General features: G+C 74.5%; 21 protein-coding genes. 7 read left to right on the top strand and 14 right to left on the bottom strand.

Annotated elements, in window-relative coordinates:
• The first annotated feature begins 94 nt into the window (after positions 1-94).
• On the top strand, positions 95-1141 hold the full coding sequence (locus tag ACNJ93_RS01465; protein ID WP_418955456.1) for a M4 family metallopeptidase: 1047 nt from the start codon (positions 95-97) through the stop codon (positions 1139-1141).
• Positions 1142-1265: 124 nt separating this feature from the next.
• Here ACNJ93_RS01465 and ACNJ93_RS01460 read toward each other — a convergent pair whose 3' ends face one another.
• The 6 genes from ACNJ93_RS01460 to ACNJ93_RS01435 all read right to left on the bottom strand — a co-directional run bounded on the left by ACNJ93_RS01460 (position 1266) and on the right by ACNJ93_RS01435 (position 6846).
• Positions 1266-1754, bottom strand: a complete 489-nt coding sequence (locus tag ACNJ93_RS01460) for a nucleotide triphosphate diphosphatase NUDT15 (protein ID WP_418955455.1) — start codon at positions 1752-1754, stop codon at positions 1266-1268.
• Positions 1755-1916: 162 nt separating this feature from the next.
• Positions 1917-2855 carry a universal stress protein gene (locus tag ACNJ93_RS01455; protein ID WP_418955454.1) on the bottom strand — a complete coding sequence of 313 codons (939 nt, stop codon included), beginning with the start codon at positions 2853-2855 and terminating at the stop codon, positions 1917-1919.
• 58 nt (positions 2856-2913) lie between these two features.
• The gene (locus ACNJ93_RS01450) at positions 2914-4116 is read right to left on the bottom strand and encodes a PucR family transcriptional regulator (RefSeq protein WP_418955453.1); all 1203 of its coding nucleotides are present in this window, start codon (positions 4114-4116) and stop codon (positions 2914-2916) included.
• A gap of 153 nt (positions 4117-4269) precedes the next feature.
• Positions 4270-4848, bottom strand: a complete 579-nt coding sequence (locus ACNJ93_RS01445) for an exonuclease domain-containing protein (protein WP_418955452.1) — start codon at positions 4846-4848, stop codon at positions 4270-4272.
• Between the two features lie 67 nt (positions 4849-4915).
• The gene (locus ACNJ93_RS01440) at positions 4916-5581 is read right to left on the bottom strand and encodes a GntR family transcriptional regulator (protein ID WP_418955451.1); all 666 of its coding nucleotides are present in this window, start codon (positions 5579-5581) and stop codon (positions 4916-4918) included.
• A gap of 41 nt (positions 5582-5622) precedes the next feature.
• Entirely contained in the window at positions 5623-6846 is a 1224-nt protein-coding gene (locus ACNJ93_RS01435; RefSeq protein ID WP_418955450.1) for a CaiB/BaiF CoA transferase family protein, read from the bottom strand.
• A gap of 160 nt (positions 6847-7006) precedes the next feature.
• Here ACNJ93_RS01435 and ACNJ93_RS01430 point away from each other — a divergent pair, with 160 nt between their 5' ends.
• A complete protein-coding gene (locus ACNJ93_RS01430) occupies positions 7007-8182 on the top strand; it encodes an acyl-CoA dehydrogenase family protein (RefSeq protein WP_418955449.1) in 1176 nt (391 codons plus the stop codon).
• A 19-nt stretch (positions 8183-8201) separates the two neighbouring features.
• Here ACNJ93_RS01430 and ACNJ93_RS01425 read toward each other — a convergent pair whose 3' ends face one another.
• Entirely contained in the window at positions 8202-8708 is a 507-nt protein-coding gene (locus tag ACNJ93_RS01425; RefSeq protein WP_418955448.1) for an FBP domain-containing protein, read from the bottom strand.
• Positions 8709-8825: 117 nt separating this feature from the next.
• On the bottom strand, positions 8826-10205 hold the full coding sequence (locus ACNJ93_RS01420) for a DUF6777 domain-containing protein (protein ID WP_418955447.1): 1380 nt from the start codon (positions 10203-10205) through the stop codon (positions 8826-8828).
• 154 nt (positions 10206-10359) lie between these two features.
• Between ACNJ93_RS01420 and ACNJ93_RS01415 the strand changes: the two genes are divergently transcribed.
• Positions 10360-11715, top strand: coding sequence for a streptophobe family protein (locus ACNJ93_RS01415; protein ID WP_418955446.1), 1356 nt, complete (start codon positions 10360-10362; stop codon positions 11713-11715).
• Positions 11716-11756: 41 nt separating this feature from the next.
• On the opposite strand, the gene ACNJ93_RS01410 is transcribed toward ACNJ93_RS01415, so the two are convergent.
• Genes ACNJ93_RS01410 through ACNJ93_RS01400 form a run of 3 tightly spaced genes read right to left on the bottom strand, consistent with a single transcriptional unit; the run spans position 11757 to position 16565 of the window.
• Positions 11757-12779, bottom strand: coding sequence for a serine/threonine-protein kinase (locus tag ACNJ93_RS01410; RefSeq protein WP_418955445.1), 1023 nt, complete (start codon positions 12777-12779; stop codon positions 11757-11759).
• Positions 12779-14032: a hypothetical protein gene (locus tag ACNJ93_RS01405; RefSeq protein ID WP_418955444.1), complete on the bottom strand. Its 1254-nt coding sequence runs from the start codon at positions 14030-14032 to the stop codon at positions 12779-12781. Before ACNJ93_RS01405 ends, ACNJ93_RS01410 begins: the two co-directional genes overlap by 1 nt.
• A gap of 7 nt (positions 14033-14039) precedes the next feature.
• Positions 14040-16565: an FHA domain-containing protein gene (locus ACNJ93_RS01400; RefSeq protein WP_418955443.1), complete on the bottom strand. Its 2526-nt coding sequence runs from the start codon at positions 16563-16565 to the stop codon at positions 14040-14042.
• Between the two features lie 123 nt (positions 16566-16688).
• Here ACNJ93_RS01400 and ACNJ93_RS01395 point away from each other — a divergent pair, with 123 nt between their 5' ends.
• Positions 16689-17324: a TetR/AcrR family transcriptional regulator gene (locus ACNJ93_RS01395; RefSeq protein WP_418955442.1), complete on the top strand. Its 636-nt coding sequence runs from the start codon at positions 16689-16691 to the stop codon at positions 17322-17324.
• Here the strand turns inward: ACNJ93_RS01395 and ACNJ93_RS01390 are convergent, their stop codons facing one another.
• Entirely contained in the window at positions 17325-18248 is a 924-nt protein-coding gene (locus tag ACNJ93_RS01390; protein WP_418955441.1) for a DUF3626 domain-containing protein, read from the bottom strand.
• A 93-nt stretch (positions 18249-18341) separates the two neighbouring features.
• Between ACNJ93_RS01390 and ACNJ93_RS01385 the strand changes: the two genes are divergently transcribed.
• Positions 18342-19052: a ThuA domain-containing protein gene (locus tag ACNJ93_RS01385; protein ID WP_418955440.1), complete on the top strand. Its 711-nt coding sequence runs from the start codon at positions 18342-18344 to the stop codon at positions 19050-19052.
• Here ACNJ93_RS01385 and ACNJ93_RS01380 read toward each other — a convergent pair whose 3' ends face one another.
• Both ACNJ93_RS01380 and ACNJ93_RS01375 read right to left on the bottom strand, forming a co-directional pair.
• Entirely contained in the window at positions 19053-21782 is a 2730-nt protein-coding gene (locus tag ACNJ93_RS01380) for an NACHT domain-containing protein (RefSeq protein WP_418955439.1), read from the bottom strand.
• Positions 21783-21878: 96 nt separating this feature from the next.
• Positions 21879-22820 (bottom strand): LysR family transcriptional regulator, encoded by a 942-nt coding sequence (locus ACNJ93_RS01375; RefSeq protein ID WP_418955438.1) that lies wholly within the window; start codon positions 22818-22820, stop codon positions 21879-21881.
• Between the two features lie 71 nt (positions 22821-22891).
• Here ACNJ93_RS01375 and ACNJ93_RS01370 point away from each other — a divergent pair, with 71 nt between their 5' ends.
• On the top strand, positions 22892-23575 hold the full coding sequence (locus ACNJ93_RS01370) for a maleylpyruvate isomerase family mycothiol-dependent enzyme (RefSeq protein ID WP_418955437.1): 684 nt from the start codon (positions 22892-22894) through the stop codon (positions 23573-23575).
• A gap of 86 nt (positions 23576-23661) precedes the next feature.
• Positions 23662-25062, top strand: coding sequence for an NADP-dependent succinic semialdehyde dehydrogenase (locus tag ACNJ93_RS01365; RefSeq protein ID WP_418955436.1), 1401 nt, complete (start codon positions 23662-23664; stop codon positions 25060-25062).
• Positions 25063-25117: the final 55 nt, after the last annotated feature.

The raw sequence follows: 25117 nt of genomic DNA, 5'->3' as shown, positions 1-25117 counted from the left end.
TGGTCAAAACCGGGGTGGGTGCGCGAAGATCACGCCCGCACCACGTCACCACCCCCCGCACCACTTCCACGCCATCCCCAACGGGAGGATGTACATGGCTCGCCGCACACCCCGCGGTCTGCTCGCCGCGGCCACCGCCACCGTGGCCCTGATCGTCACGGCCGGTTCGGCCTCCGCCACGGGGACCGCCCCCGCCGCGCCGGGCCCCCAGGCCCGGATCTTCATGGTGAACCCGGTCCAGTCCACGGGCGACCAGACCCTCACCGACGGCAAGGACGGGGCCGACAGCGTCCCGGCCACCGCCTACACCCTCGCCCAGCTGCGCAACCTCGACGGCAGCGGAGGGCTCTCCGGCCGCTGGGTGTCCGTCCGCTCCGAGACGGGCGCCGCCGCGCGGCTCGCCGACGCCGCCTCGTACGACCGGCACGACGACCAGTTCGAGCAGGTCATGGCGTACTTCTGGGTCAACGAGGCGCAGGAGTACCTGCAGGGCCTCGGCTTCGGCAGCGAGCTGCCCGGCGCCAACGACCGCGTCCAGCCGGTCCGGATCAACCAGTGGGGCGCGGACAACTCGTACTTCACCGACAAGAAGGCCGAGATCCGGATGGGCAAGGGCGGCGTCGACGACGCCGAGGACGCCGAGGTCGTCGTCCACGAGTACGGCCACGCCGTGCACCACGCGCAGGTCCCGGGCTTCGGCACCTCCGTGGAGGCCGGCGCCATCGGCGAGGCGTTCGGCGACTACCTGGCCGTCGCGGTCGGCGAGCACGCCGCCGCCCGGTACGGCTGGCCGGTCAAGGCCGACGTCGCCTGCGTCGCCGACTGGGACGCCGTCCCCTACAGCGACGCCCCGCACTGCCTGCGCCGGATCGACTCCGACAAGACGTACGCGGACCGGGTCGGCCAGGTCCACGCGGACGGCCAGATCTGGTCCCGTGCGCTGCTCGACATCCGCACCGCCCTCGGCGCGCGCACCGCCGACCGCGTCATCGTCAACGCCCAGTTCGGCTTCGCGCCCGACACCAGCTTCACGGCCGCGGCGAACACGACCGTCGCCACGGCGCAGCGCATGTACGGCGCGCAGGCCGCGGACGCGGTCCGCGCGGCGTTCGAGTCCCGGGGCATCCCCGGCCTCGCGTGACCCCCTGACCCGGAGGGGGCGGCCGTCGGCCCCGTCGGCGCCGGCCGCTTCCTCAGGCACCGCCCCCGGCCGCGCGGCACGCCGGGCACGCCGTAGCGCGGAACGGACCCGGCGGGTGCGGCCGTCAGGTGTCGCGCCGGACCGCGTAGCGGCGGAACGGGCCGGTGGTCAGGGCTAGTTCGGGGCGCCAGCTCGTGAGGGCCTGGGCCGAGGGGACGAACAGCGGAGCCGGCAGGGCGTCCGGGGCGAACCACTCCCAGCGGTCGATCTTGTCCGGCTCCGCCACGGCCGGGCTGCCCCGGTGGGCGCGGACGACGGCCACCGCCGTCAGCCGGGTCAGCGAGGCGTCGTGCGGCGCGTCGAGGAGGATCGCCACCACGTCGACGTCCTCGGGGTCCGCCTCCAGCGTGGTCTCCTCGGCCAGTTCGCGGGCCGCCGCCGTCTCGATCGACTCGCCCGGGTCCACCTTGCCGCCGGGCAGCTCCCACACGCCCGTCGGATGCAGCCCGAGCAGCACCCGCCCCTCGGCGTCCGTGACGATCACGCCCGCGCCGAGCGAGGCCTGCGCGGCGGGCGCCTGGAGATTGCGGTGGGGCTGTTCGGCCGGAGACATGGGGCTCCTCGCGGGACGGTGCGGGCGTACGGCGGACAGCCTTCCACGGACGGTCGTCCCGTCCGCCGCCGCCCCTCCCGGCCACGCTGCCGCACGCTGCCGGCCACGCCTCCGTCCCCGCCCGACCACGCCGCCGCCCCTTCTCGCCTGCGCCCGTCCCGGCTACGCCTCCGTGCTCCCCGGCACCACCGCCACCGGGCACTGCGCGTGATGCAGCACCCCGTGCGCCACCGAGCCCATCAGCAGTGCGCCGGGCCGCAGCCGTCGGTGGTGCCGGCCCACCACCAGGAGGCCGGCGCCGGCCGACTCCTCCACGAGCCGGCCCGCCGCGTCGCCGGGCACCACCTGCCCCGACGCCCGCACGTCCCGGTACTGCTCGGTGAACGGCCCGAGCCGGGCCGCCTGGTGCTCCCTGGTCTCGTCGGCGACCTCCGTCTGCTCCGGGTCCGGCAGCTCCGTCAGCGGCATCACCGGCGCCGGCGGACCCGCCAGCAGGATCGGGGAGACGGGCACCGGATACGCCGTCACCGCGCGCAGCTCCACCCCGCGCCGCCCCGCCTCCCGGAACGCGAAGTCCAGGACCTCGTCGGCGGTCTCCTCCGGATGCAGCCCGAGCACCACCCGCCCCGCCTCCGGCCGGTCCGTCAGCGCCGCGGCCCGCGCCTCGTGCGGCACCACGACGACTGGGCACGGCGCGACGGACGTCAGCGAACGGCTGGTCGAGCCGAGCAGCAGGCTGGCGAAGCCGCCCCGCCCGCGCGAGCCGAGGACCAGCATCCGCGCCCCGCGGGCCTCCGCGAGCAGCGCGTCGCTCACCGTGCCCTCCAGGGTCTCGTAGGTGGCGCGCACCGTGCCCCCCGCGTACCCCTCCACGCGCCGGCGGGCCCCGTCGAGCACGGCGTCCCCGATGTCCAGGTCCTCGCCGATCGAGTGGAGCCGGGCCATGCCCAGCTGGAGCGCCTCGGGGCTCACATGGACGACCCGCAGCTCCGCGCCGAGCCGGTGCGCCGCGCCGAGCGCCCACTCCAGGGCCCGGTCGCTGTGCTCGGAACCGTCGACGGCGGCCACCACGGGGCCGTGCGACTCATCTGCGGCAGACATTTCGCTCATGGGGACACGACTACCCCGTGCGCGGCGGGTATGCGAGGCGGAGCCGGCCTCACAGCCCCAGCCGGCAGCGCGCGGTGAGCGCGAGGGACAGTTCGACGATGTCCGCCGGGCGCGTCAGCGAGCGTCCGGTGAGCTGCTCCAGGCGGCGCAGCCGGTTCAGGACCGTGTTCCGGTGGCAGTACAGCCGGTGCGCGGCGCGCTGCGCGCTGCCGTCGCACTCCAGCCAGGCGCTCAGCGTCCCGATCAGCAGGTCCCGGTCGGCCGGGTCCAGCCGCAGCACCGGCCCGAGCACCCGCTCCGCGAGGGTGGCGCCGAGCGCCGGCGAGGACGCGAGCAGCGCCGCCGGCAGGTGCTCGTCCAGCAGGACGGTGCCGCCGCCCGGCGGACAGGCGCGCAGCGCCACCTCCGCCAGCCGGCGGGCGTCCCCGGCGGCGGCCAGCGTCTCCACGGGCGAACCGATCCCGACGGCCGCGCCCGGCGGGGCCTTGAGCGTGCGTGCGAGCGCGCGCAGGGTGCCGTCCACGACGGGCACGAGCCCGTACACGGTGCCCCCGTCCGCGTGCCAGACGATCCGCGGCCCGTCCGGCGGGACGGTGCCGGCCACCGCCCGTACGTCGGCGCCCCCGCCCACCGCCACCACCGCGTACGCGCCCTCCACGGGGAGGCCGAGCGCGTCCGCGACCTCGGGCAGGTCGGCGATCCGCGTGGTGCCGTCGAGCAGCGCCGCCGTCATCCGGCGCAGCCGCTCCTCCCGCTGCCCGTCGGTGCGCTGCTCGGCGCGGCGATGGGCCTCGGCGACGAGGGTGCAGTGCTCGTCCACGAAGGTCCACACGTCGGCGGCGACATGGACGAGCAGGCGTACGTCGTCCGGATCGCGGCGGGCGGTCTCGTCCACCAGTTCCTGCCAGACCAGCCCGCCGCCCAGCCGGAACGCCTGCAGCACCGTCTCCAGCGGCAGCCCCCGCGCCGCCCAGGAGGCGCCCACCCGTTCCGCGCAGCGCCGCGCCTCCGGGCCGGACCGCCGGGCGCCGAGGAGCGAGCCGACGTGGTGCCGCAGCGAGGCCCGCACCTCCTCGCGCACGCCCGCCGGATCGGCGGCGAGCGCCGCCGCGAAGGCCGGGTGCCGCGCCGCGAGGGCGGCCACCAGCCGTTCGGCGAGCGCGTGCAGCCCGCCCGACAGGACGAGGGCGGCCCGGCGCAGCACGGCCTCCGCCTCCGTGTCGACGGCACGGTCCCGTACGGCATGCAGCATCGCGTTCCTCCACCGGTGTCGGTCGGCTCGCTCCCGTACGACGGCGCGCGCCCGCCCCCCGGCCCGACCGTCGTCGAACGGAAGAATGACATACCGTCCGGTCGGTCCCTAGGGGTCGGACGTGTTCGTTGCCCGATCGCAGTACGGGCCCGCTCAGCCGGACGTGGCCGGCCAGCCGCCGCGCCGGGCCACGTCCAGCACCAGCGCCGCGATGTTCCAGGCGTCGTCCTCGCCCCGGTGGTGCCGGCCCTCCAGCGGCAGGCCCGCGAGGCTCAGCGCCCGCGCCATGCCCGGGCGCTTGCGCAGCCCGTACGCCTCGGTGAACACGGCCTTGGCGTTGGTGTGCACCCGGCCGAAGGGGTACCGGACACCCGTCGCCCCGCACTGGCGGGTGAACTGGTGGCGGTCGTAGTCGCCCCAGCTCGCCCACGGACGCAGCCCCGCCCCGTGCTCCCGCGCCAGCAGCCGGCATGCCTCGGCGAAGCCGACGCCCCCCTCGACCTCCTCCTGCGTCAGGCCGGTCAGCTCCGTGCAGAACGCGCTCACGCGGGAGCGCTCCGGCCGGACCAGGACGCGGTGCCGCTCCAGGCGCCGGCCCGCCGCCAGGTCCACGACCGTGAGGCCGATCTCGATGATCTCGCTCACCGCCCCCGGCGGCGGCTGCCCGTCCCAGCAGGTCGCCTCCACGTCGACGACGTTGAGCAGGTCGGTGCGGTGCCCGTCGGTGTCCATACGGGCGAGCCTAGGGAGCGGGCAGCCTCGCGCACATCCGGTTTTCCGCCGGGCCCCTGATCGGGCGTCAGCCCAGGTCCAGCACCTCGCGCAGGGCCGCGACGGCGTGCTCGCGGTGCAGGTCCAGCAGGCGCACCGCCTCCTCCGCGTCGCCCGCGCGCAGGGCGGCCAGCACCGCGCGGTGCTCGTCCTGAACCCGCTCCCGGTTGGGCCGCGCCGCGTAGTACAGCGACCGGTACGCGTCCGTGGCGTCCCACAGCGTGCCGATCAGCCGCACCAGGCGCGGCAGCCCCGACGCCTCGACGAGCAGGAAATGGAACCGCCGGTTCGCCGCGGCCATCTCCGCGACGTCCCCGGCCTCGCCGGCCCGCTCCACCGCCGCCTGCGCCTCCTCCAGGACCTCCACGAGTCCGGGGCCCGAGCGCGCGACGGCCTCCCGGACCGCCTCGCCCTCCAGTAGCGCCCGGATGCGGTAGACCTCCTCCAGGTCCGCCAGGGACAGTTCGGCCACGAAGTAGCCGCGGTGCGCGTGGTGGACGACGAGGCCCTCGCCCTCCAGGATCTTCAGCGCCTCGCGCAGCGGCACCCGGCTCACGTCGAGCCGCGCGGCCAGCGCGTCCTGCCGGATCGGCTCGCCCGGGCGCAGCTCCCCGCCCGTGATGGCGCGCCGCAGCTCCTCCAGGACGAACTGCTGGGCGGTCGGCGGCCGCCGCCTCTGCACCGCGCTGCTCATCGCCTCTGCCCTCTCCTCGCCGTCGTGACCGGCCCATCTTCCTACGGCGCGGCCTCCCCGCCCGTGCCCAGGTCGATCCCCAGCTCCGCGAGCAGCGCCTCGGTGTGCTCGCCCAGCCGCGGGGGAGCGGTGCGGTACGCGGCGGGCGTGCCGCGCAGCCCGATCGGACTGGCCACCGTCCGCGCCGCCGCGCCCTGCGCCACCGGCACCCGCGGGCCGAGCCCGAGGCGTTCGGCCAGCTCGAAGGCGGCGGCCAGATCGTTGATGGGGCCGCACGGCACGCCGGTGGCGGTCAGCTCCTCGAACCAGGCGTCCGCGTCCCGCCGCGCCAGCGGCCCGGACAGCGCCGCGACCAGCTCCTCCCGATGGGCGACCCGGGCCGTGTTCGTCGCGAACCGCGGGTCGCCGGCCAGCCCGGGCAGGCCGAGGCGGTCGCACAGCGCCCGGAACTGGCGGTCGTTGCCGACGGCCAGCACCAGCGGCCGGTCGCGCGCGTCGAAGACCTCGTACGGGGCGATGCTCGGATGCCGGTTGCCCAGGGCCCGCGGCACCACCCCGGCGCCCACGTACGCCGACGCCTGGTTCGTCAGCGCGGACAGCAGCGAGCCGAGCAGCGAGACCTCCACCTTCTGGCCCCGGCCGGTGCGGTCGCGGTGACGCAGCGCGGCGAGCACGCCCATCCCCGCGTGCAGACCGGTGATCACGTCCACCAGGGCCACCCCGGCCTTCGTGCCCCGGCCGCCCGGCTCGCCGGTCACGCTCATCAGCCCGCCCATGGCCTGCACCAGCAGGTCGTAGCCGGGCAGCCGCGCGCCGCCGTCCGTGCCGAAACCGGTCACCGAGCAGTACACGAGACCCGGATGGCGCGCGCTCAGCTCCTCGTAGCCCAGGCCCAGCTTCTCCATCGTGCCCGGGCGGAAGTTCTCCACCAGCACGTCGGCGCGCGCCACGATCGCCCGCGCCGCCTCCAGGCCGCGCGGGTCGGTCAGGTCCAGGGCCACCGAGCGCTTGTTGCGGTTCACGCCGAGGAAGTACGTGGCCTCGCCGTCCGCGAACGGCGGCCCCCAGGCGCGGGTGTCGTCGCCCGTCCCCGGCCGCTCGATCTTGATCACGTCCGCCCCGAGATCGGCCAGCAGCATCGTCATGTACGGGGCGGCAAGGACCCGGCCGAAATCGGCCACGACGATCCCGGACAGCGCGCCCGGGCCGCCGCCGTCCGCGCTGCCGCCCACGCCGCTGCCCGCGACCTGCTGCTCCGCCGTCATACCGCCACGCTCCTCAGCTCGGTCGTCCGCGACGCGGCGACCGTACGCAGCCCGGCAGGGGAAATTCAATACTGGATCCAAAATCCGATCTGCCGCTAGTCTGCCCTCGGCCGGGCGCCGTGCGGGCCCGGCGTGCGCCCACACCCCTGGAGGCCGGTACATGAACGCGTCGCCCGTCCACCCCTTCGACCTGCTCGCCCTCGACGGCCTGCTCAGCGACGAGGAGCGCGAGATACGCCGCACCGTGCGCGCCCTCGCCGACCGCGAACTGCGCCCGCACGTCGCCGGCTGGTTCGAGCGCGGCGAGATCCCGGCCCGTGAACTGGCCCGCACCCTCGGCGGGCTCGGCGTCCTCGGCATGCACCTGGAGGGCTACGGCTGCGCCGGCACCAGCGCCGTCTCCTACGGACTGGCCTGCCTGGAACTGGAAGCCGTCGACTCCGGACTGCGCAGCCTCGTCTCCGTACAGGGCTCGCTCGCCATGTACGCGATCTGGACGTACGGCTCGGAGGAGCAGAAGCAGCGGTGGCTGCCGGGCATGGCGGCGGGCGAGACGATCGGCTGCTTCGGCCTGACCGAGCCCGACGCGGGTTCCGACCCCGGCGCGATGCGCACCCGCGCCAAGCGGGACGGCGCGGACTGGATCCTCGAAGGCGCGAAGATGTGGATCACCAACGGCTCGGTCGCCGACGTGGCCGTGGTGTGGGCCCGCACCGAGGAGGGCGTGCGCGGCTTCCTGGTGCCCGCCGGGACGCCCGGCTTCAGCGCCCCCGAGATCAAGCAGAAGCTGTCGCTGCGGGCCAGCGTCACCAGCGAGCTCGTCCTCGACGGCGTACGGCTGCCGGCCGACGCGATGCTGCCCGGGGCGCGCGGCCTGTCCGGACCGCTCGGCTGCCTCGACGAGGCCCGCTTCGGGATCGTCTTCGGCGCGCTGGGCGCGGCCCGGGACTGCCTGGAGACGGCCCTCGCGTACGCCGCCGACCGCGTCGTCTTCGCCCGCTCCCTCGCCTCGTACCAGCTCACCCAGCAGAAGCTGGCCGACATGGCCCTCGAACTCGGCAAGGGCATGCTGCTCGCCCTGCACCTCGGCCGGCTCAAGGACGCCGGGCGGCTCACCCCCGAGCAGGTCAGCGTCGGCAAGCTCAACAACGTCCGGGAGGCCATCGAGATCGCCCGGCAGTGCCGCACCGTCCTCGGCGCCAACGGCATCACCCTGGAGTACCCGGTGATGCGGCACGCCAACAACCTCGAGTCGGTGCTCACCTACGAGGGCACCAGCGAGGTCCACGCGCTGGTCGTCGGCAAGGCGCTCACCGGCGAGGCGGCCTTCCGCTGAGCGGACGGCCGCCCCGGCGTCAGGCGGAGGCGGTGACCTTCCCGACGAACGCGGTCAGGTTCTCCACGGTGCGGGCGATCTTCTCGTCGAGCGTCAGCGTCTCCTCGTACCGGCCGCGCAGCTTCGGCTCCCGCCGGCCGCGCACGTACAGCGAGCAGGCGAGGTCCGCGCAGACGTAGAGGCCCACCGTGTTGCCCTCGCGGCCCTTCGGGCCCGCCAGCGGGGCCGCGAACAGGGTGACGCCCGAGGAGGCGTGGCCCGTCATGCAGATGCGGCACACGCTCGACTTGACCGCGCTCGTGCGCTGCACCGCCGGCACCCGCAGCGTCACCCCGAGCGGGCGGCCGTCCTCGCCGGGGACGACCATGTGCGCGCGCAGCGGCGCGCCGGGGTCGACCCAGCCGAGGAAGTCGAGGTCCTCCCAGGGGAGTTCGGCGAAGTCCAGCGGGAGGCGGAGCCGGGCGGCCTCGCCCTTGGTGCAGTTCACGAAGGACGTGCGGATCTGTTTCTCGGTGAGTGGTTCCACTCGTACGACCGTACACACGCGCCCGGGAACGGTCATCCGAGTTTCGGACGGCCGTCCCCGGGCGACGGGTGAGCGGGGCTGGAGGCCGGGCGGCTCGGAGCGCCGGGACGGTTCCGGTCAGAACGTCGGGACGGTGAACGGCGCGTCCGGGCCCTGAGCGGGGGACTGGCCCTCCGGGGCACCGGAGCCGTCCGGGGACGAGGCCCCCGGGTCGTCGGTCTGCGGGGACTCCACGCCCGCCGACTGGTCGGTCGTCGTGCCGCCGTCGGGCGAGACCGGCGCCGGTTCGCTCGGCGGGCTCGTCGTGTCCGTGTCGGGGGAGACCGTGTCCGGCGAGACCGAGCTCGGCGGCGGCGTGAGCGTCGACGGGCAGGGCGCCACGCCCGGCGGCAGCGACTGCACCCCGTCGGTGAGAGTGACGCACGGCAGGGGCGTGGACGGCCGGGGCGAGGTGACCGTCGGCGAGCCGGTGTCCGAGGCGGACGGCGACGGCGGCGCGGTCGGCGGCGACGTCGGCCGGTCGGTGCGGCCGTGGTGGCCCGGCTTGCGCGTGAACCACGCGTCGTCCTCCGGGTCGTAGACCACGAAGATGTTCACCACCGTCACCGACGGCGCCACGACCACCACGTTCGACGGCCGGTAGCCCGGCCAGGCCGTGCCCGTCGTCGTCGGCGTCGTCCTCTGCGGCACCGGGGGCGTCAGGGGATTGCCGCAGGCGCAGCGCACCCGGGGCACCCCGCGGTCGTCGACCAGCACGGCCGTGCCGGCCTGCAGCACGGCCTGGTACGCGGTCGGGCCGCCGTCCTTGTAGCCGTGGTTCGTCACCCGCGTGTCCACGCGCAGCTGGAGCGGCGTCAGGCCGCGCAGGTACCCGGCCACGGCGGACTCGGAGATGCCGAGGACCGAGGCGAACGCCCGGTTCTTGTCCGGCTCCGCGCCGAGGAACCGCACCTGCTGTTCCACGTCGCAGCTGGCCACGTTCTTCGTGCCGCCGTACAGGCCCTCCGCCGAACCGGCCACCGTGCGCGTGACGTTCGCGCCGGTCTGCCCCGTCGGACTGGGAAGCGGCGCGGGCGACTGCGCCGCGCCCGTACGGGCCGTGGACCGGGTGAACGGGTCCGGCCCGGCGGCCGAGGCGGACTGCAGGAAGACCTCGCCGCTGCCGCCGCCGGCCTGGTCGCCGCCGCCGTCGGACCGGGTCAGCACCACGGCCACGACCACCGCGGCGACGATCGCCGCCGTGATCGCGGCGATCTTCGGGACGGAGCGCCACCAGGGGCCCTCGCCGCCGCCCCCGCCCAGGCCGCCTCCGCCTCCGCCGCCGCGCCCGCCCCCGCCGCCTCCGCTGCGGAAGATGCGCGAGCCGCCCCCCTTGCCCGCGCCGTGGGACGGCCCGGAGGGTGGCGGCGGCCCGGCCGACCCGGGGCGCGAGGAGGGGCCCGACAGGGGGCCCGACGGGGGGCCCGTGGGGCGGCCGGAGGGCGGTTGGGAAGTCACGTTTTTCCCTTTCTTCCGATCCGCGCTCACTGTGCGCCTCCGCCCGGGGCCCCGCAAGCGCTGTCCGCCCGGCCGGGGACGCCCCTGACCCGTACGGGCCCGTGCCGGGCCCCACGGCGGGCGGCCCGGCCGCGACCCGCCTAGCGTGGGCAGGGTGAGCAGTGAGCTCCCCGCCCGGCGGGACACCGGCACCCTCGTCCGCGGCTGGCTCGACGCCCTCCTCGCCGTCGTCGCGGGCTTCCTCGCCATGGCCGTCGTCGCCGCCCTCGGCCTGTGGGCCGCCGGCGCCGACGCACTGCCGGACGGCGGCTTCCCCAGCGTCGTCGCGGCCGTCGTCGTCATGGCCGCGGGCGGCCGGATCGACCTGGCCGGCCAGGCCGGCGCCCTCGCCGGCACCGACGCCGAACTCACCGCCATGCCGCTCAGCGTCACCCTCGCCGGCGCGCTGGTCACCGGCGCCCTGTTCCTCAGACCGCTGCGCCACCACGCGGTCGCGGGCGGCGGCGAACTGCTCGGCCGGGTCGCCCGCACCACCGTGCTCTGGCTCGCCGCGCTCCTCGGCGTCTCCGCCCTCGCGCGCCACGACTTCCCCGTCACGGCCCCGGCCGGCGACGACCCCCTCACCGACATCTTCGGCGAGCTGCTGGAGTCCACGAACCCCACCGTCGGCTTCCGCACGGAGTACGGACCCACCCTCGGCCAGGGGCTGCTCTGGATCCTCGGCGTGCTGCTCGTCGCCCTGCTGGTCGCGCGCGCCGCACCGCTGCCCGCGCGGGCCGTGCGCTACCACGCGGCCATCCGCCCCGCCGCCTCCGCGATGCTGCTCCTGATCCTCGCGTACGTCGTCATCGGCCTGGTCGTCGGGCTCGTGGTGGCCGCGACCCGCGGGCACGCCGCCGAGACGTTCGCGGTGATCCTGCTCGGCCTGCCCAACGTCAGCTGGCTGGCCCTCGGCACCGGCATCGGCGGCGCCTGGACCGGCAAGGTCGACGGCCCCTTCGGCCTGCCCATGCCCCAGATCCTCGACCAGGTCCTGCGCGGCAGGCAGACCACCACCCTCGACGTCGCCACCCTCGCCGAGCAGGACCCCCGCGCCTGGTGGCTGATCCCGGTCGCCGCCGTCCTGCTGCTCGGCGCCGCGTTCGTCATGGCGACGCGCTCGCCCGCCGGCGTCCCGCTGTGGCGGCACGCCGTGCACGGCGGCGTCGCGTTCGCGCTGACGATGCTGGCCGTCGCCCCGCTCACCGACGTCGCCGCCCGCTTCGGCCTGTCCGTGCTCGGCATCGGCGACATCGACGCCTTCGGCGGCGAGGTCCTGCTCGACCCGCACGTCTGGGCCATGGCCGGGCTCGGCCTCGGCTGGGGCCTGATCGCCGGCTTCCTCGGCGGTCTGCTCGCGATGCGGGTGAAACGCCATGGGGAGGTGTCGGAGCCGAAGGGGCCGGAGGGGCGGGAGCCGGAGGGGTCGGTGCCGAAAAGGCCGGGGCCGGAGGGCCCCGCGCGGCCGTAGGAGGCTGCTGCTTCGCCCGGGCGGCTAATCCGTCGTTGCCGCTACTCCGTCGTTCCGGCCCCCGGCCATTCGACCGCGCCGCGGAACACCGGCCGCGCCCAGCGCGGCGGTTCCGGCGGCGGCTGCGGACGTTGCGGCGCGCTGCCCGGCGCCGCCCGCCGCGGACCGGCGGACTTACCGCCCTGCACCGCCGTACGCAGCGCGAACACGAACTCCAGACACGTCCCGTACCGGTCCTCCGGGGACTTCGCGAGCGCCTTCGCCATGACCGCGTCCGCCGACGCGGGCAGGTCCGGCCGCTCGCCCGACAGCGGGGGCGGTGGATCGTACTGGTGCGCCCAGAGCAGCGCCATGTCGTCGTCGCGGCGGAACGGCGGCGCGCCGGTCAGGGTCTCGAACACCACGCAGCCCAGGCTGTACACGTCGCACCGGCCGTCCACCGGCCGGCCCGCGATCTGCTCCGGCGCCACGTAGTCGAGCGTGCCCACGAACTGTCCGACGGTCGTGATCCCGGTCAGCGAGAGGGACTTCTTCGTCAGCCCGAAGTCCGCGAGGTACACGTGCTCCGGGTGCTCGCTGTCCGTTCCCTCCGCCACCAGGATGTTGCCCGGCTTCACGTCCCGGTGGACCAGGTCGTGCGCGTGTGCCGCGTCCAGCGCGGACGCCACCTGCACCGCGATCCGCGCCGCCTTGTCCGGCGGCAGCGGGCCCTCCCGGTCCAGGACGGCCCGCAGGTCCTGACCCGGCACGTAGCGCATCGCGATGTACAGCACGCCCTCCGTCTCGCCCGCCTCGAAGACCGGCACGATGTGCGGATGGTCGATCGCGGCCGCGACCCGCGACTCGTGCGCGAAGCGCTTGCGGAACGTGTCGTTCCGGGCCAGCTCCGGGGCGAGCAGCTTGAGCGCGACGGTGCGGTCGAGACGCAGGTCGCGGGCCCGGTACACGACCGCCATCCCGCCGCGTCCGATCTCGCCCTGCACGAGGTAGCCCGCGATCTGCTTGCCGAGGAGCCCGGTGTCCCGCCCGACGGGCAGATCCGTGTCCCGCGTCGCCCCCGGCATCAGTCCTCACCACCCCGACGCCCGTCCGCGAGCCCGCCGCCCTCCGCGTCCACGACACGCGTCGGCTCGGGCCCCGCGTCGTCGGGCGTCACGACCCGGGTCGGCTGCCGGCCGGTACCGGGCGGGGCGTCCGGCGTGACGACCTGGGTCGGTTCGGGGGCGGGGGCGTCCGGTGCGACGACCTGGGTGGGCTCCGGACCGGGCGTCGCGTCCGGGGTGACGACCTGGGTGGGTTCGGGGCTGGGAGGCGCGTGGGGGGTGACGACCTGGGTGGGTTCGGGGCTGGGAGGCGCGTGGGGGGTGACGACCTGGGTGGGTTCGGGGCTGGGAGGCGCGTGGGGGGTGACGACCTGGGTCGGTTCGGGGGCCGGGGCGCTTGGGGTGGCGACTTCGGTCGGCTCTCGGGCCGGGGCGTTCGGCGTGACCGCCTGCGTGGGTTCGGGGGCCGGGGTGCTCGGGGTGACCACCTGTGTCGGCTCTGGAGCCGGGGTGCTCGGGGTGACCGCCTGCGTCGGCTCGGGAGTCGGCGTGCTCGGGAGGGCGACCTGTGTCGGCTCCGGGGATGCGGCCCGCACCGGTTCCGGGGGCGCCGTCGGGACGAGGCGGGTCGGCTCGTGGTCTCGGGGCGTCTCCGCTTCACGTACCGGTGCGGCGGGCTCGGGCGCGGCCGGTGGCTGGGCCGACTCGACGACGCGTGTCGCGCCGGGGCCCGCGGCCGACGCCGCGGCGGGCTCGGCCGGTTCGGCGACGTCCGGGCGGCCCGAGGTCGCGTACGTGGCGAGCGCCGCGCCGTCGCAGTACACCCAGCGCTCGTGCTCCGCGTCGAACAGCCACAGCGACTCGCCGTCCACCACCATCCCCACCCGCAGCCCGCGCGTCCGCCGCCGGAACGTCTCCCCGTCCGAACGGCCCGCCGCCAGCTCCTCCGCCGCCCGCCGGAACCGGCCGAGCGAGTCCTCCGCCCGGGCGATCAGCGGCCGCGGGTCCGCCGTCCTGGCCGGCGGCTGACCGGCCGCCGGCGGGTCCTGCGGCACGGCGACGAGCAGCCGCCCGTCCACCCAGGCCGACCAGCCGTTGGAGCAGACGATCTGCCCCCAGTCGCCGACCCGGTCCACCAGCTGCACCGGCAGGAACGGGTCCAGCGGATCGCTCGGCAGTGACGGATCGGGGGCCTCCCAGGCGGGCAGCCCGTCGCGCGGCACCACATGGGTCGGCCGGAAGTCCGGCAGGACGGGGAGGTCGGGGTAACCCATGGGCGGCCTACTTTCGCATGATCACAGGTTCGTGCCGCCGCAGCAGCCGCGCCACCACGAACCCGAGGACGAGGCACAGGGCCACCAGCATCCCCATGTCGAACAGCCACGCCGCGGCGGTGTGGTCCATCAGCGGATCCGTGGTCTTCTCGTTCGGCGCGACCTTCCCGATGTCGATGGTCGCCCCCATCGCCGCGAACGCCCACCGCGACGGCACCAGCCACGCCAGCTGCTCCACCACCGCCGTGCCGTGCACGGTCAGCAGCCCGCCGCAGAACACCACCTGCACGATGGCGATCAGGACGAGCAGCGGCATCGTCACCTCCTCCTTGCGGACCAGGGCGGAGACGAACAGGCCCAGCATCATCGCCGTGAACGACAGCAGGGCCACCGCCAGCGTCAGCTCGACCAGGGGCGGCATCAGCACGCCCTTGCCGTCCGGCACGTTCAGCGGCACGCCGACCAGGGCGACCAGCGTCAGGACCACCGCCTGCACCACCGTCACCAGGCCGAGGACGACCACCTTCGACATCAGGTACGCGGAGCGCGAGAGGCCGACGGCTCTCTCCCGGCGGTAGATGGTCCGCTCCTTCACCAGCTCCCGCACCGCGTTCGCCGCACCCGTGAGCACCCCGCCCACGCACAGGATCAGCAGCACGTTCATCGTCGACTCGGGCCCGAGGCTGCCCTCCGACAGCGCCCGCGCCATCGCACCCATCACGAACGGCAGCGCGACCATGACGACCAGGAACGTCCGGTCGGCGCTGAGCGCCGCCGCGTACCGGCGGACCAGGGTCCGCAGCTGCCCGCCCCAGCTCTGCGCCTTCGGCGGCGGCCCCGGCGGCTCGGCGGCCCCGGGCGTCCCCTCGGGCAGCCGCGGCCGCTCCATCGCGTCCGCGACGTACTGCCGCTGGAACCGCGACGCCCGGTACTGACCGGCCCAGTCCCGGTCCCGCTCCGCCTCGAACGCCTCGAACGCCTCCGGCCACTGGTCGTAACCGAAGAAGCCGAGCGCGTCGCCGGGCGGCCCGTAGTACGCGATCCGGCCGCCGGGGGCCAGCACGAGCAGCCGGTCGCACACGTCGAGGCTGAGCACGCTGTGCGTGACGACGATGACCGTCCGCCCGTCGTCGGCCAGCCCGCGCAGCATGTGCATCACGGACCGGTCCATGCCCGGGTCGAGCCCGGACGTCGGCTCGTCGAGGAACAGCAGCGACGGCTTCGTCAGCAGTTCGAGCGCCACGCTCACCCGCTTGCGCTGCCCGCCGGACAGACTGTGGATCGGCTGGTCCGCGCGCTGCTCCAGGCCCAGTTCGGTGATGACCTCGTCGACCCGGGCCCGTCGCTCGTCGCGCCCGGTGTCCTCGGGGAAGCGCAGTTCGGCGGCGTAGGTGAGCGCCCGGCGCACGGTGAGCTGCAGGTGCAGGATGTCGTCCTGCGGGACGAGGCCGATGCGCTGGCGCAGCTCGGCGTAGTCGCGGTAGAGGTCCCGGCCGTCGTACAGGACCGTGCCGCGGTCGGCGGGCCGCTGACCGGTCAGCGCGCCGAGCAGCGTCGACTTGCCGGCGCCGCTGGGGCCGACGACCGCGAGCAGGGTCTTCTGGCCGACCGGGAAGGTCACGTCGTCGAGGAGCGTCTTGCGGCCCCGGTCGACGGTGACCGCGAGTTCCTGCACGTCGAGGGAGATCTCCCCGGTGTCGGTGAACTCGACGAGCTTGTCCCCGATCAGGCAGAACGCGGAGTGGCCGACGCCGACGATGTCGGCGGGGGTGACGCGGGCGCGGGTGACCGGACGGCCGTTGAGGTACGTGCCGTTGTGGCTGCCGACGTCGTAGATCCAGTACGTGCCGTCCGGGTGGGCGCGCAGTTCCGCGTGCCGCCGCGAGACGACGAGATCGTCGATCACCAGGTCGTTGTCGGCCCCGCGCCCGATCCGGACGGTACGGGTCGGCAGCGGCCGGATCGACGTCGGCTGCCGGAAGGTCCCCGTGGCGGCGGGGTGCGAGACGGAGGAGGGGCGGGGCGGGGTAAGGGCGGTGGGCTCGGCGGCGTACGGCTCGGCGGGCTCGGAGGGCTCGGTGGCGTACGGCTCCGAGGGCTCGGCGGGCGGTGGTGCGTACGGCGGGGGCGCGGGTTGCGCTGGTTGCGCTGGTTCGGCCGGCTCCGCCGGTGCCGGTGGCGCGGGCGTCTGGGGCGGCGGGGGCGCCGTCCGGTGGCCGGAGAGGACCGCGCGGGGCCCGTCGTCCGGGTGCCCGAAGCGGATCACCGTGCCCGGCCCGACGTCGCTGGCCGTCAGGACCCGGCGCCCGGCGGCGTACGTGCCGTTCGTACTGCCCTCGTCGCGCAGGGTCCAGTGGTCGCCCTCGGCCCGCAGCAGCGCGTGGTGCCAGGACGCGCGGGCGTCGGCCAGCACGATGTCGCTGGTGGGGTCGCGCCCGATGCGGTACACCCGGCTCGGACTCATCAGGGTCGTGTCCCCGTCGAGCTCCAGGACCAGCTCGGGCGCGGCGGGCACGACGGGCCGCTCTCCCATGCGTGAATTTTATCTTCCGGGTCCGCCGCCCGCCTGGGAGAGCCCGCCCCGCCGCCCGGTATGGTGGTCCGCCGCACCGGCGCGGACGGGCGGCGGACGGCTCGCGGCGACGAGGAGGACACGGTGCCGAAGGGGACCACCGGGCGACGGCCCCGTACCCGCGCCGCACTGCTGAAGGCGGCGCTCGAGAGCTTCGCCGAGCAGGGCTACCACGCCTCCTCCATCGAGCAGATCTGCGAGCGCGCCGGTTTCACCCGCGGCGCCTTCTACTCGAACTTCAGCAGCAAGGACGAGCTGTTCCTCGCGCTGTTCGACGAGCACAGCGAGCGGACCGTCACCAGGCTCGCGCAGGCGGTCGACGCGCTGGAGCCGGAGGACCTCACCCTGGAGGGCCTCGCCGCGCTCGCCGCGCGGATCGAGCCGGAGGAGCGCGACTGGTACCTGGTCACCACGGAGTTCACGCTGTACGCGATCCGGGACCGGCAGGCCGCGTGGGTCCTGGCCCGGCACGACGCCCGGCTGCGGGCCGAACTCGCCCGGGGCCTGACGGCCGCGCTGCGCCGGGCCGGCCGCGAACTGACCGTGGACCCCGACCGGTTCGCCCGGCTCCTGGTCGCGCTGCGCGAGGGCGGCCTGGCGCAGAGCTACGTCGAGCCGGACGAACTCCCGCCGGGCGCACTGGAGAAGGACTTCCTTCCGTACCTCCTCGCCGCCGTCACCGCACCGGCGGAACCGACCGGAGCCGGTCCCATCGGCTGATCAGCGCACGCCACCGTCGACGAGCCGCCGATGGTCCGACTCGGACTCAGACGGCGACTCCCCCTCCGCATCGCCCGCCCCGGAGGCACTCCCCTCCGGCGCGCCGAAGCGGGCCAGCAGGTGCCAGACCTTCTTGACGTCCTGCCGGTCGTGGCGCCCCGACTCGGCCGCCTCCTGCACGATCCTGGCGTCCAGGACCCCGTCGACGGCCAGCGCGGCGCCCAGCTCCACGTACTGCGGGCCCCGGTAGTCCGGGTGCCGGCGCAGCTCCTCGACGGTGAGCCGGAAGCCGCCGTGCCACTCGACGGGGCACGGCAGCCGGCGGGCGGCGGCCTCGACGTCGGTGCCGCGGTGGCTCGGGTCCAGGACCAGGGCCTCCACATGCCGGGCGAGGTCGACCGGGCCGTGGATCTGCGCCTCGATGTAGTCGTCGAGGGGATCGGCGTCGTCCGCGTCCGCGAGGGCTATCAGCGCCATGCGGTCGACCACGCCGAAGTCGGTCGGCTCCAGGAAACTGTCCGGGTAGCAGAAGGTCCCGCGGGCGAGGGTGTCCGCGGTCAGCCGCAGATGCGCCGAGCCGAAGCGCGGGGCGGCCCCGTAGGGGCGGCGGCGATGGTCGAGCGCGCCGTACACGGGGCGCTCGTGCGGCGCGGCGTCGTCGTACGCGCCCCCGAAGATCCGGCTCTCCCAGCGCCAGCGGTCGCCGCCGGGTCGCGCGGTGAGCCCGCCGTTGCTGGTGCCGGTGACGAACTGGGAGCGGTAGACGCCGTCCTCGGCGAGGCGGTCGAGGAAGTGCGGGTGGAAGTTGAGCGTGACGCGGAGCGAAGGGTCGAGCGGCGCGCCGGCCGAGCGGGCGGCGACGTGCGCGAGGGCGCGGGCCTGGGGCGCGCCGCTCGCCGGCGCTGCGGGTGGCAAGGTGTCCATCGACGCAGTCTGCGGCACGGAACGGGCTTGCGGCACGTGAGTATCGCTGACTACGGTCGGACGGAAAGCGCTTGCTGAAAGGGAGTTCGCCGCGTGCCGACCTCGGACGTCCTCGTCTACACCCGCACCGCCGGCTACCGCCACGACTCCATCCCGGCGGGCGCCCGCGCCCTGACGGAACTGGCGGCAGAACTGGGCCTGGCGGCCGAGACGACGGACGATCCGGGCGCGTTCACCGCGGAGCGGCTGGAGCGCTGCGCGGCGGTGGTCCTCCTCTCCACCACGGGCCGCGTCCTCACCGACCCGGCGCGGGAGGCCCTGGAGGCGTACGTCCGGGCCGGCGGCGGTCTGCTCGCCGTCCACGCCGCGGCCAACGCCGAACCCGACTGGCCCTTCTACGGCGCACTGCTCGGCACCCGCTTCGCCGGACACCCGCCGCTCCAGCCCGGCCTGGTCCACGTCGAGGACCCCGCCCACCCGGCGACCGCCGGACTGCCGGAGCCGTGGCACTGGACCGACGAGTGGTACGACTTCACCGCCCACCCCCGCCGCCCCGGCGTCCACGTCCTGCTGCGCGCCGACGAGTCCACCTACGAGGGCGGCACCCACGGCGCCGACCACCCGCTGGCCTGGTGCCACGAGAACCTCGGCGGCCGCTTCCTCTTCACGGCCCTGGGCCACACCCCGGAGTCGTACGCCACCCCCGCCTTCCGCACCCACCTGACCGGCTGCCTCCACTGGACGACGCGCGGGCGGCGCGAAGAGCGGCACGCGCCGCCGGCCCGCGACGGGCAACAGCGGTGATCACCGAGGTGCGCCCCACTGCTCGTCCGCCTTCTCGGTCGTCCGCAGTCGCCACTTGGAGGGCCCCGCGGCGTTCACCGGCTCCTCGACCAGCTTTCCTTCCTTGATCATCTTCTTCACGTAGGCGCGCCACCGCTCGATGCCGTACTCGCGCGTCCACCGCATGCGAACGTCCTCATCCGGCGGGTAGTAGCGCTCGTTCACGATGATCGGCACGCGCGCGTTCATGATCTTGTCCTTGAAGAACGCCTCCATCGCGTTGTCGTCGACCGGCTCCGCGGGAAGGCCGAGCAGTTCCCTCATGCGGCGCGGACTGCCCGTCAGCTCGTTCTGGGTGAGCAACTCGGACACCTGCTTGTACGAGTCGCCGACCAACGCGTCCCCCGACGCCTGCGAGAGGTCCAGCCGGTCCACCTGACACGAGGTCAGCTGAACGGTGACCCCCGGGCCGACGACCAGGTGCCGGATCTCCGACTGGTCGAGAGTCACCCGCCCCGAACCGCCGAGTTCGAGGCGGCCGACGATGATCCGCCGCGCAGATCGCGGGACGTCAGCCGTTCCGTTCACCCGCGCCCACAACTCTCCGAGGCTGGCCATGGCCGGGCGGCAATCGTCGGGATCCTCCGCGGCGTTCACGCGCGCCTGGAGCTCGGCGATCACGCGCTCGATCTTCTCGTCCCGGGCCTGCGGCCACATCGTGTGGATCAGCTGCGCGCACAGTGCCGAGATCGCGACATGGGAGAGCAGGGACAACGCCTGCTGCAGAGGAACCCGCGTGACCTGGCGGGCCAGGAAGTGCTCGGCGATCGCAAGGTGGGTGAAACTGAAGGAGAGTTCCTCGTCCGACCACTCGGCGCTCATGCCGCACAGCGCGATCAGCCGACGCTTGCGATCGAGGGAGAGGCCGTGCTCCAGGGCCTGCTCCGCGGCCAGCGCCAGTTCCTCCTCGGAGACCTCGGGCGTCACCTTGCGCGCACTCATCTCGGCGACTTCACAGAAGATCTCGGCGAGTTCCTCCTGACGGAACAGCAACGTCCCCTGCTGTCCGACGAGCTTGCTCAATTCTCGCTGGAGGTAGGTGTCGACCACGAACCGCAGGAAGTCCGCCGACGGGTCGGTCTGCTTCCAGGCGGCGTAGGCGAGACAGAAGAACGGTGTGGTCAGAAGCTGCCGGACCTCGGGAGCGTCCTCCGCGGCCGTCATGTCGATCGACAGGTGTCCGGTGAGTTCGAGCAACTGCGCGCGCTGCCAGGGCTGGAGCTTCATCGTCGTCAGCCGGTGGCGCGAGTTCTTGGAGGGATGTTCCGTGAGGCTGTTCCACAAGCGCGCCTCGGAGTAGCTCGAGCGCGCCGAGAGGATGACGGCTCCTCTGTTGCTCAGGTCGTCCAGGATCGGCTGCAGGCCCGACAGCGGATTGTCGTACGTGCGGAAGCCCAGCATCTCGTCGAATCCGTCGATCACCAGGATCGCCAGACCGGCGCGACACAGGGCGAGCACCGATTCCCGGTCCAGGATTCTCGTCCCTGCGACCCGGTCGTTGATCAGCTGCCTCAGGCTGCTGGCACTGGACCTGCTGGACGAGATGTAGATGACCACGGGTTCGAGGTCGTCGCTCGTGGTGGTCAGCGACTCCCGCGCGAACTGAAGCAGGCTGTGGGTCTTTCCGGAGCCGGCCTCACCGGTCAGGGTGATGAGGTTGGTGCTGCCGCGGTAGGAGTTGACCCCCTGGGTGACCTCGGCACAGGCCTGAGTGATGGTCAGGTTGCGCTGGACTCCCCGGTACTCGTCCTCGTACTCGACCAGCGTCGGAACATGGGGGACGCGCTGCGGCAGGTGAGGGAACAGTTCCTGGCTGATCCGCTTCTCGGTCGCGAGATGCTCCTCGAGTTCCTCGAGTAACCGCTTCTTCAACAGCGACCAGTTGCACACGTCCGCGAGGAACGCCTTGTACGGCTTCGGGCCTTCTGGGGAGAGCCACACCCTTGCGTGGTCGGCGGTGACCTCGAACCGGTCGACGCGGGGGACTGCCCCGTCCGAGCTGCGACGGTCCCAGCGCACCACGATCGGATCGGGCGGCGACACCAAGGTGTAGACGGAGTCCCGTTCGGCGAAGCCCCTGAGGTCGCGTGCGATGTCCTGGGCGAATTCGTCGAGAAGGCGGTCGCCGCGCTGGACATCCAGGCTCTTCAGTGCGTCGACGACGTCGCGATCGGTGACATCGATCGCCTCGCCCCGGCGGGGCCAGTAGGTGGCGGCTGTTCCCGAGAAGGAGTGCAGCGCGGCGAGCCGGCCGTTGGTCGCGCGGAAGAAGGGAGCCAACTCGTCGACGTGGCCGTGGTCGTGCAGGCGCACGATCCGCTCCGCGTTCTCCGACACCACCTTGTGCAAGGCCGCCAGGTCGATGTCCTGCGGCATCGGGCCGCCGTGACACACCTGATTGCGTACCTTCCTGATCGACATCCCGGGCTCGGCCACCACGGGGACGTTGATGCTGAGGGCGACGGCCGATGCCTCAGCATGGCACTCGGCACAGCCCAGCCTCTCGCTCTGCAGCCTGCTGTAATCGGCCCACTTCTCCAGCGAGCCCGGTGTGCTGAACTTGGCGGGCTTCGGGTCCGCTGCCGCGCAGAGCAGGCCGAGCACGCGGAGTTGGTATTCGACGTGGACCAACGTCCTGAACGGTTCCTGCTCCGGGTCCGGTGCCGCGACGAGGTCCGCGATGGTCAACATTCACTCCAGACCACTCATGAGTTGGAGGGCCCCGCGGATCTCATGGTGTCGTGGAAGGCCGATCGGATCCTGGCACCCTGTCGAGTGATCCGGAGCCTACCGGCTGCCGCGCGCGACGTCAGCGTCACGGCGACCCGATGCCGGACCCCCGTCCGGCAGGGTCGTGTGCAGGTGGGTGAGGAAGGCGCGGGCGGCGGGGCTCGGGGGGCCGGCGGCGCGGTGGGCCAGGGCGACGCGGCCGCGGAGGGTGGGGCGTACGAGGCGCAGGACGCGCAGGCCGTCCGGGACCGGCTCGTCGCCCCACGGCAGGACCGCCGGCCCCAGCCCCCGTGCGGCGAGCTGCCGCACCAGCTGCGGGGACGCCGCCTCGAACGCCACGCGCGGGGCGAACCCGGCCCGCGCGCAGGCCCGTTCGAGCACCGCCCGGACGCCCGTCCCGCGCGGCAGGCAGATCAGCTGACGCTCCGCCAGCTCCGCGAGGGCCACCTCCTCGCGGCCCGCCAGCGGATCGGTGTCCGCGACCGCCACGGCCAGCGGCTCGTCGACCACCACCCGGTACGCGAGCCCCGGCGGCGGTTCCGCGTCCGCCGTGCCCAGCAGCGCGAGGTCCAGCTCGCCGGAGAGCAGCGCCGCACGCATCCGCTCCGACGAGTCCTCCGTCAGCGAGACCTCCACCCCCGGGTGCGCGTCCCGGAACTCCGCGAGCAGTGCGGGCAGTTCGAAGGCCTCGCCTGCGACGCCCGACACGGTCCCGAGCGTGACCCGGCCGCGCAGCAGCCCCGTGTACGCGTCCACCGCCTGCCGCGCCCCCGCCACCGCCGCCAGCGCGGCCCGCGCGTACGGCAGCACCGCCCGCCCCACCTCCGTCGGCGTCACCGTCCGGCCCGACCGGTCGAGCAGCGGCTGGCCGAGCTCCCGCTCCAGCTGCCGGATCTGCGCGCTCAGCCCCGGCTGGGACAGGTGCAGCCGGGCCGCGGCCCGTGTGAAGCCGCCCTCCTCGACCACCGTGACGAAGTACCGGAGACGACGCAGTTCCATAATCGGTGATTCTAGGAGGGAGAAGGAGCAGGTCTTGGACTTGTGCCCCTGCTCGTCCGCACCCTTGTTCCATGAGCGACGCCCCCACCACGACCGGCCGCAACGTTCCCGGCACCGCCGCCCTCCGTGCCATGATCGCGGCCGAGCGCCGCGAGCTGGCGGACCTCCTCGACGGCCTGGACGACGCACAATGGCGGGCCCCGAGCCTCTGCGCCGGCTGGCGGGTCCGCGAGGTGGCCGCCCACATGTCCATGGGTTTCCGGCTGTCCCTGCCCGCGACGCTCGTCGAGCTGGCCCGGGCGCGCGGCAGCCTCCACCGCATGACCGACCGCGTCGCCCGCCGCGACGCCGCCGCCCACTCCACCGCCGCACTCGCCGCCTTCCTCCGGGACCACGCCCACCACCCCTGGAAGCCGCCCGTCGGCGGCCTCGCCGGCGCGCTCGGCCACGACGTCGTCCACGGCCTCGACATCACCGTCGCCCTCGGTCACGGACGCCGCGTCCCCGCCGACCGGGTGCGCGTGCTCCTCGACGCGGTCCGCCCCGGCGGCCTGCGGTTCTTCGGCGCCGACCTCGACGGCGTACGCCTCGTGGCGGACGACCTCGACTGGTCGTACGGCAGCGGCAGCCCCGTCCACGGCGCGGCCCAGGACCTGCTGCTGCTCACCTTCGGCCGCCGCGTCCCCGCCGGACGGCTGCGCGGCGCGGCGAGCGGCCGGTTCGTCCGCGAGGCCCCGGGTGACACCGCCGGGTGACGCCCGGGTTCCATCGGCCCTCTCCCGATTGCGTCCGCCGCGCGGCCGGGGGAGGGTCGGAGCGTCGAGTCGGCAGAGGAGACGCCATGCCCATCGCCACCGTGAACCCCGCCACCGGCGAGACCGTCCGGACGTACGAGCCGCACACGCCCGACGAGGTCGAACGGCGGATCGCGGCCGCCCACGAGACCTTCCTGACGTACCGCACCACCTCCTTCGACGAGCGCGCCCGGCTCATGCGCCGCGCCGCCGACCTGCTCGACGAGGACCGCGACGACATCGCCCGCACCATGACCGTCGAGATGGGCAAGACGTTCACCGCCGCCCGCGCCGAGGCCGCCAAGTGCGCCAAGGCGATGCGCTGGTACGCGGACCGCGCCGAGGCCCTGCTCGCCGACGAGCGGCCCGCCGACGCCGACGTACGGGACTCCGGCGCCGAGTCCGCCCGCGTCGTGTACCGGCCCCTCGGACCCGTCCTCGCCGTCATGCCCTGGAACTTCCCGCTCTGGCAGGTCGTGCGGTTCGCCGCGCCCGCCCTGATGGCCGGGAACACCGGCCTGCTCAAGCACGCCTCGAACGTCCCGCAGACCGCCCTCTACCTCGGCGGACTGTTCCACCGCGCGGGCTTCCCCGAGGGCTGCTTCCAGACCCTGCTGATCGGTTCCGGCGAGGTGGAGGCGGTACTCCGCGATCCTCGCGTGGCCGCCGCGACCCTCACCGGCAGCGAGCCCGCCGGCCGGTCCGTGGCCTCCGTCGCGGGCGACGAGGTCAAGAAGACGGTCCTGGAACTCGGCGGCTCCGACCCGTACATCGTCATGGCCACCGCCGACGTCCGGCAGGCCGCCGAGACGGCGGTCACCGCCCGCGTCCAGAACAACGGCCAGTCGTGCATCGCCGCCAAGCGGTTCATCGTGCACGGGGACGTCTACGACTCCTTCGCCGAGGACTTCGCCGCGCGCATGAACGCGCTCACCGTCGGCGACCCGCTCGCCGACGGCACCGACGTCGGCCCGCTCGCCACCGAACAGGGCCGTCGCGACCTGGAGGAGCTCGTCGACGACGCCGTGTCCAAGGGCGCGGAGGTGCTCTGCGGCGGCTGCCGGCCGGACGGCCTGCCGGCGGGCTGGTACTACCGGCCCACGGTGCTCGCCGGCATCACGCCGGAGATGCGCATCCACCGCGAGGAGGCGTTCGGGCCGGTGGCGACGCTGTACCGGGTCGCGGACATCGACGAGGCCGTTCACGTCGCCAACGACACGCCCTTCGGCCTGAGTTCGAACGTCTGGACGCTCGACGACGCCGAGGTGGACCGCTTCGTCCGGGACCTCCAGGCCGGCGGCGTCTTCGTCAACGGCATGACCGCCTCGCACCCCGCGTTCCCGTTCGGCGGCGTCAAGCGCTCCGGGTACGGGCGGGAGCTCTCCGGGCACGGGATCAAGGAGTTCTGCAACATGACGACGGTCTGGCAGCGGCAGACCCGCGAGTGACCCGGGGGCGAGCCGGGAGCGACCTGCGGGCCCCGCCGGTCAGCGGCCCCGCGGA

Source organism: Streptomyces tritici (assembly GCF_048500665.1).
GTDB lineage: Bacteria > Actinomycetota > Actinomycetes > Streptomycetales > Streptomycetaceae > Streptomyces > Streptomyces tritici.
Note: the sequence above shows the minus strand (reverse complement) of the source record. Positions and strands in the feature narration are given on the sequence as shown.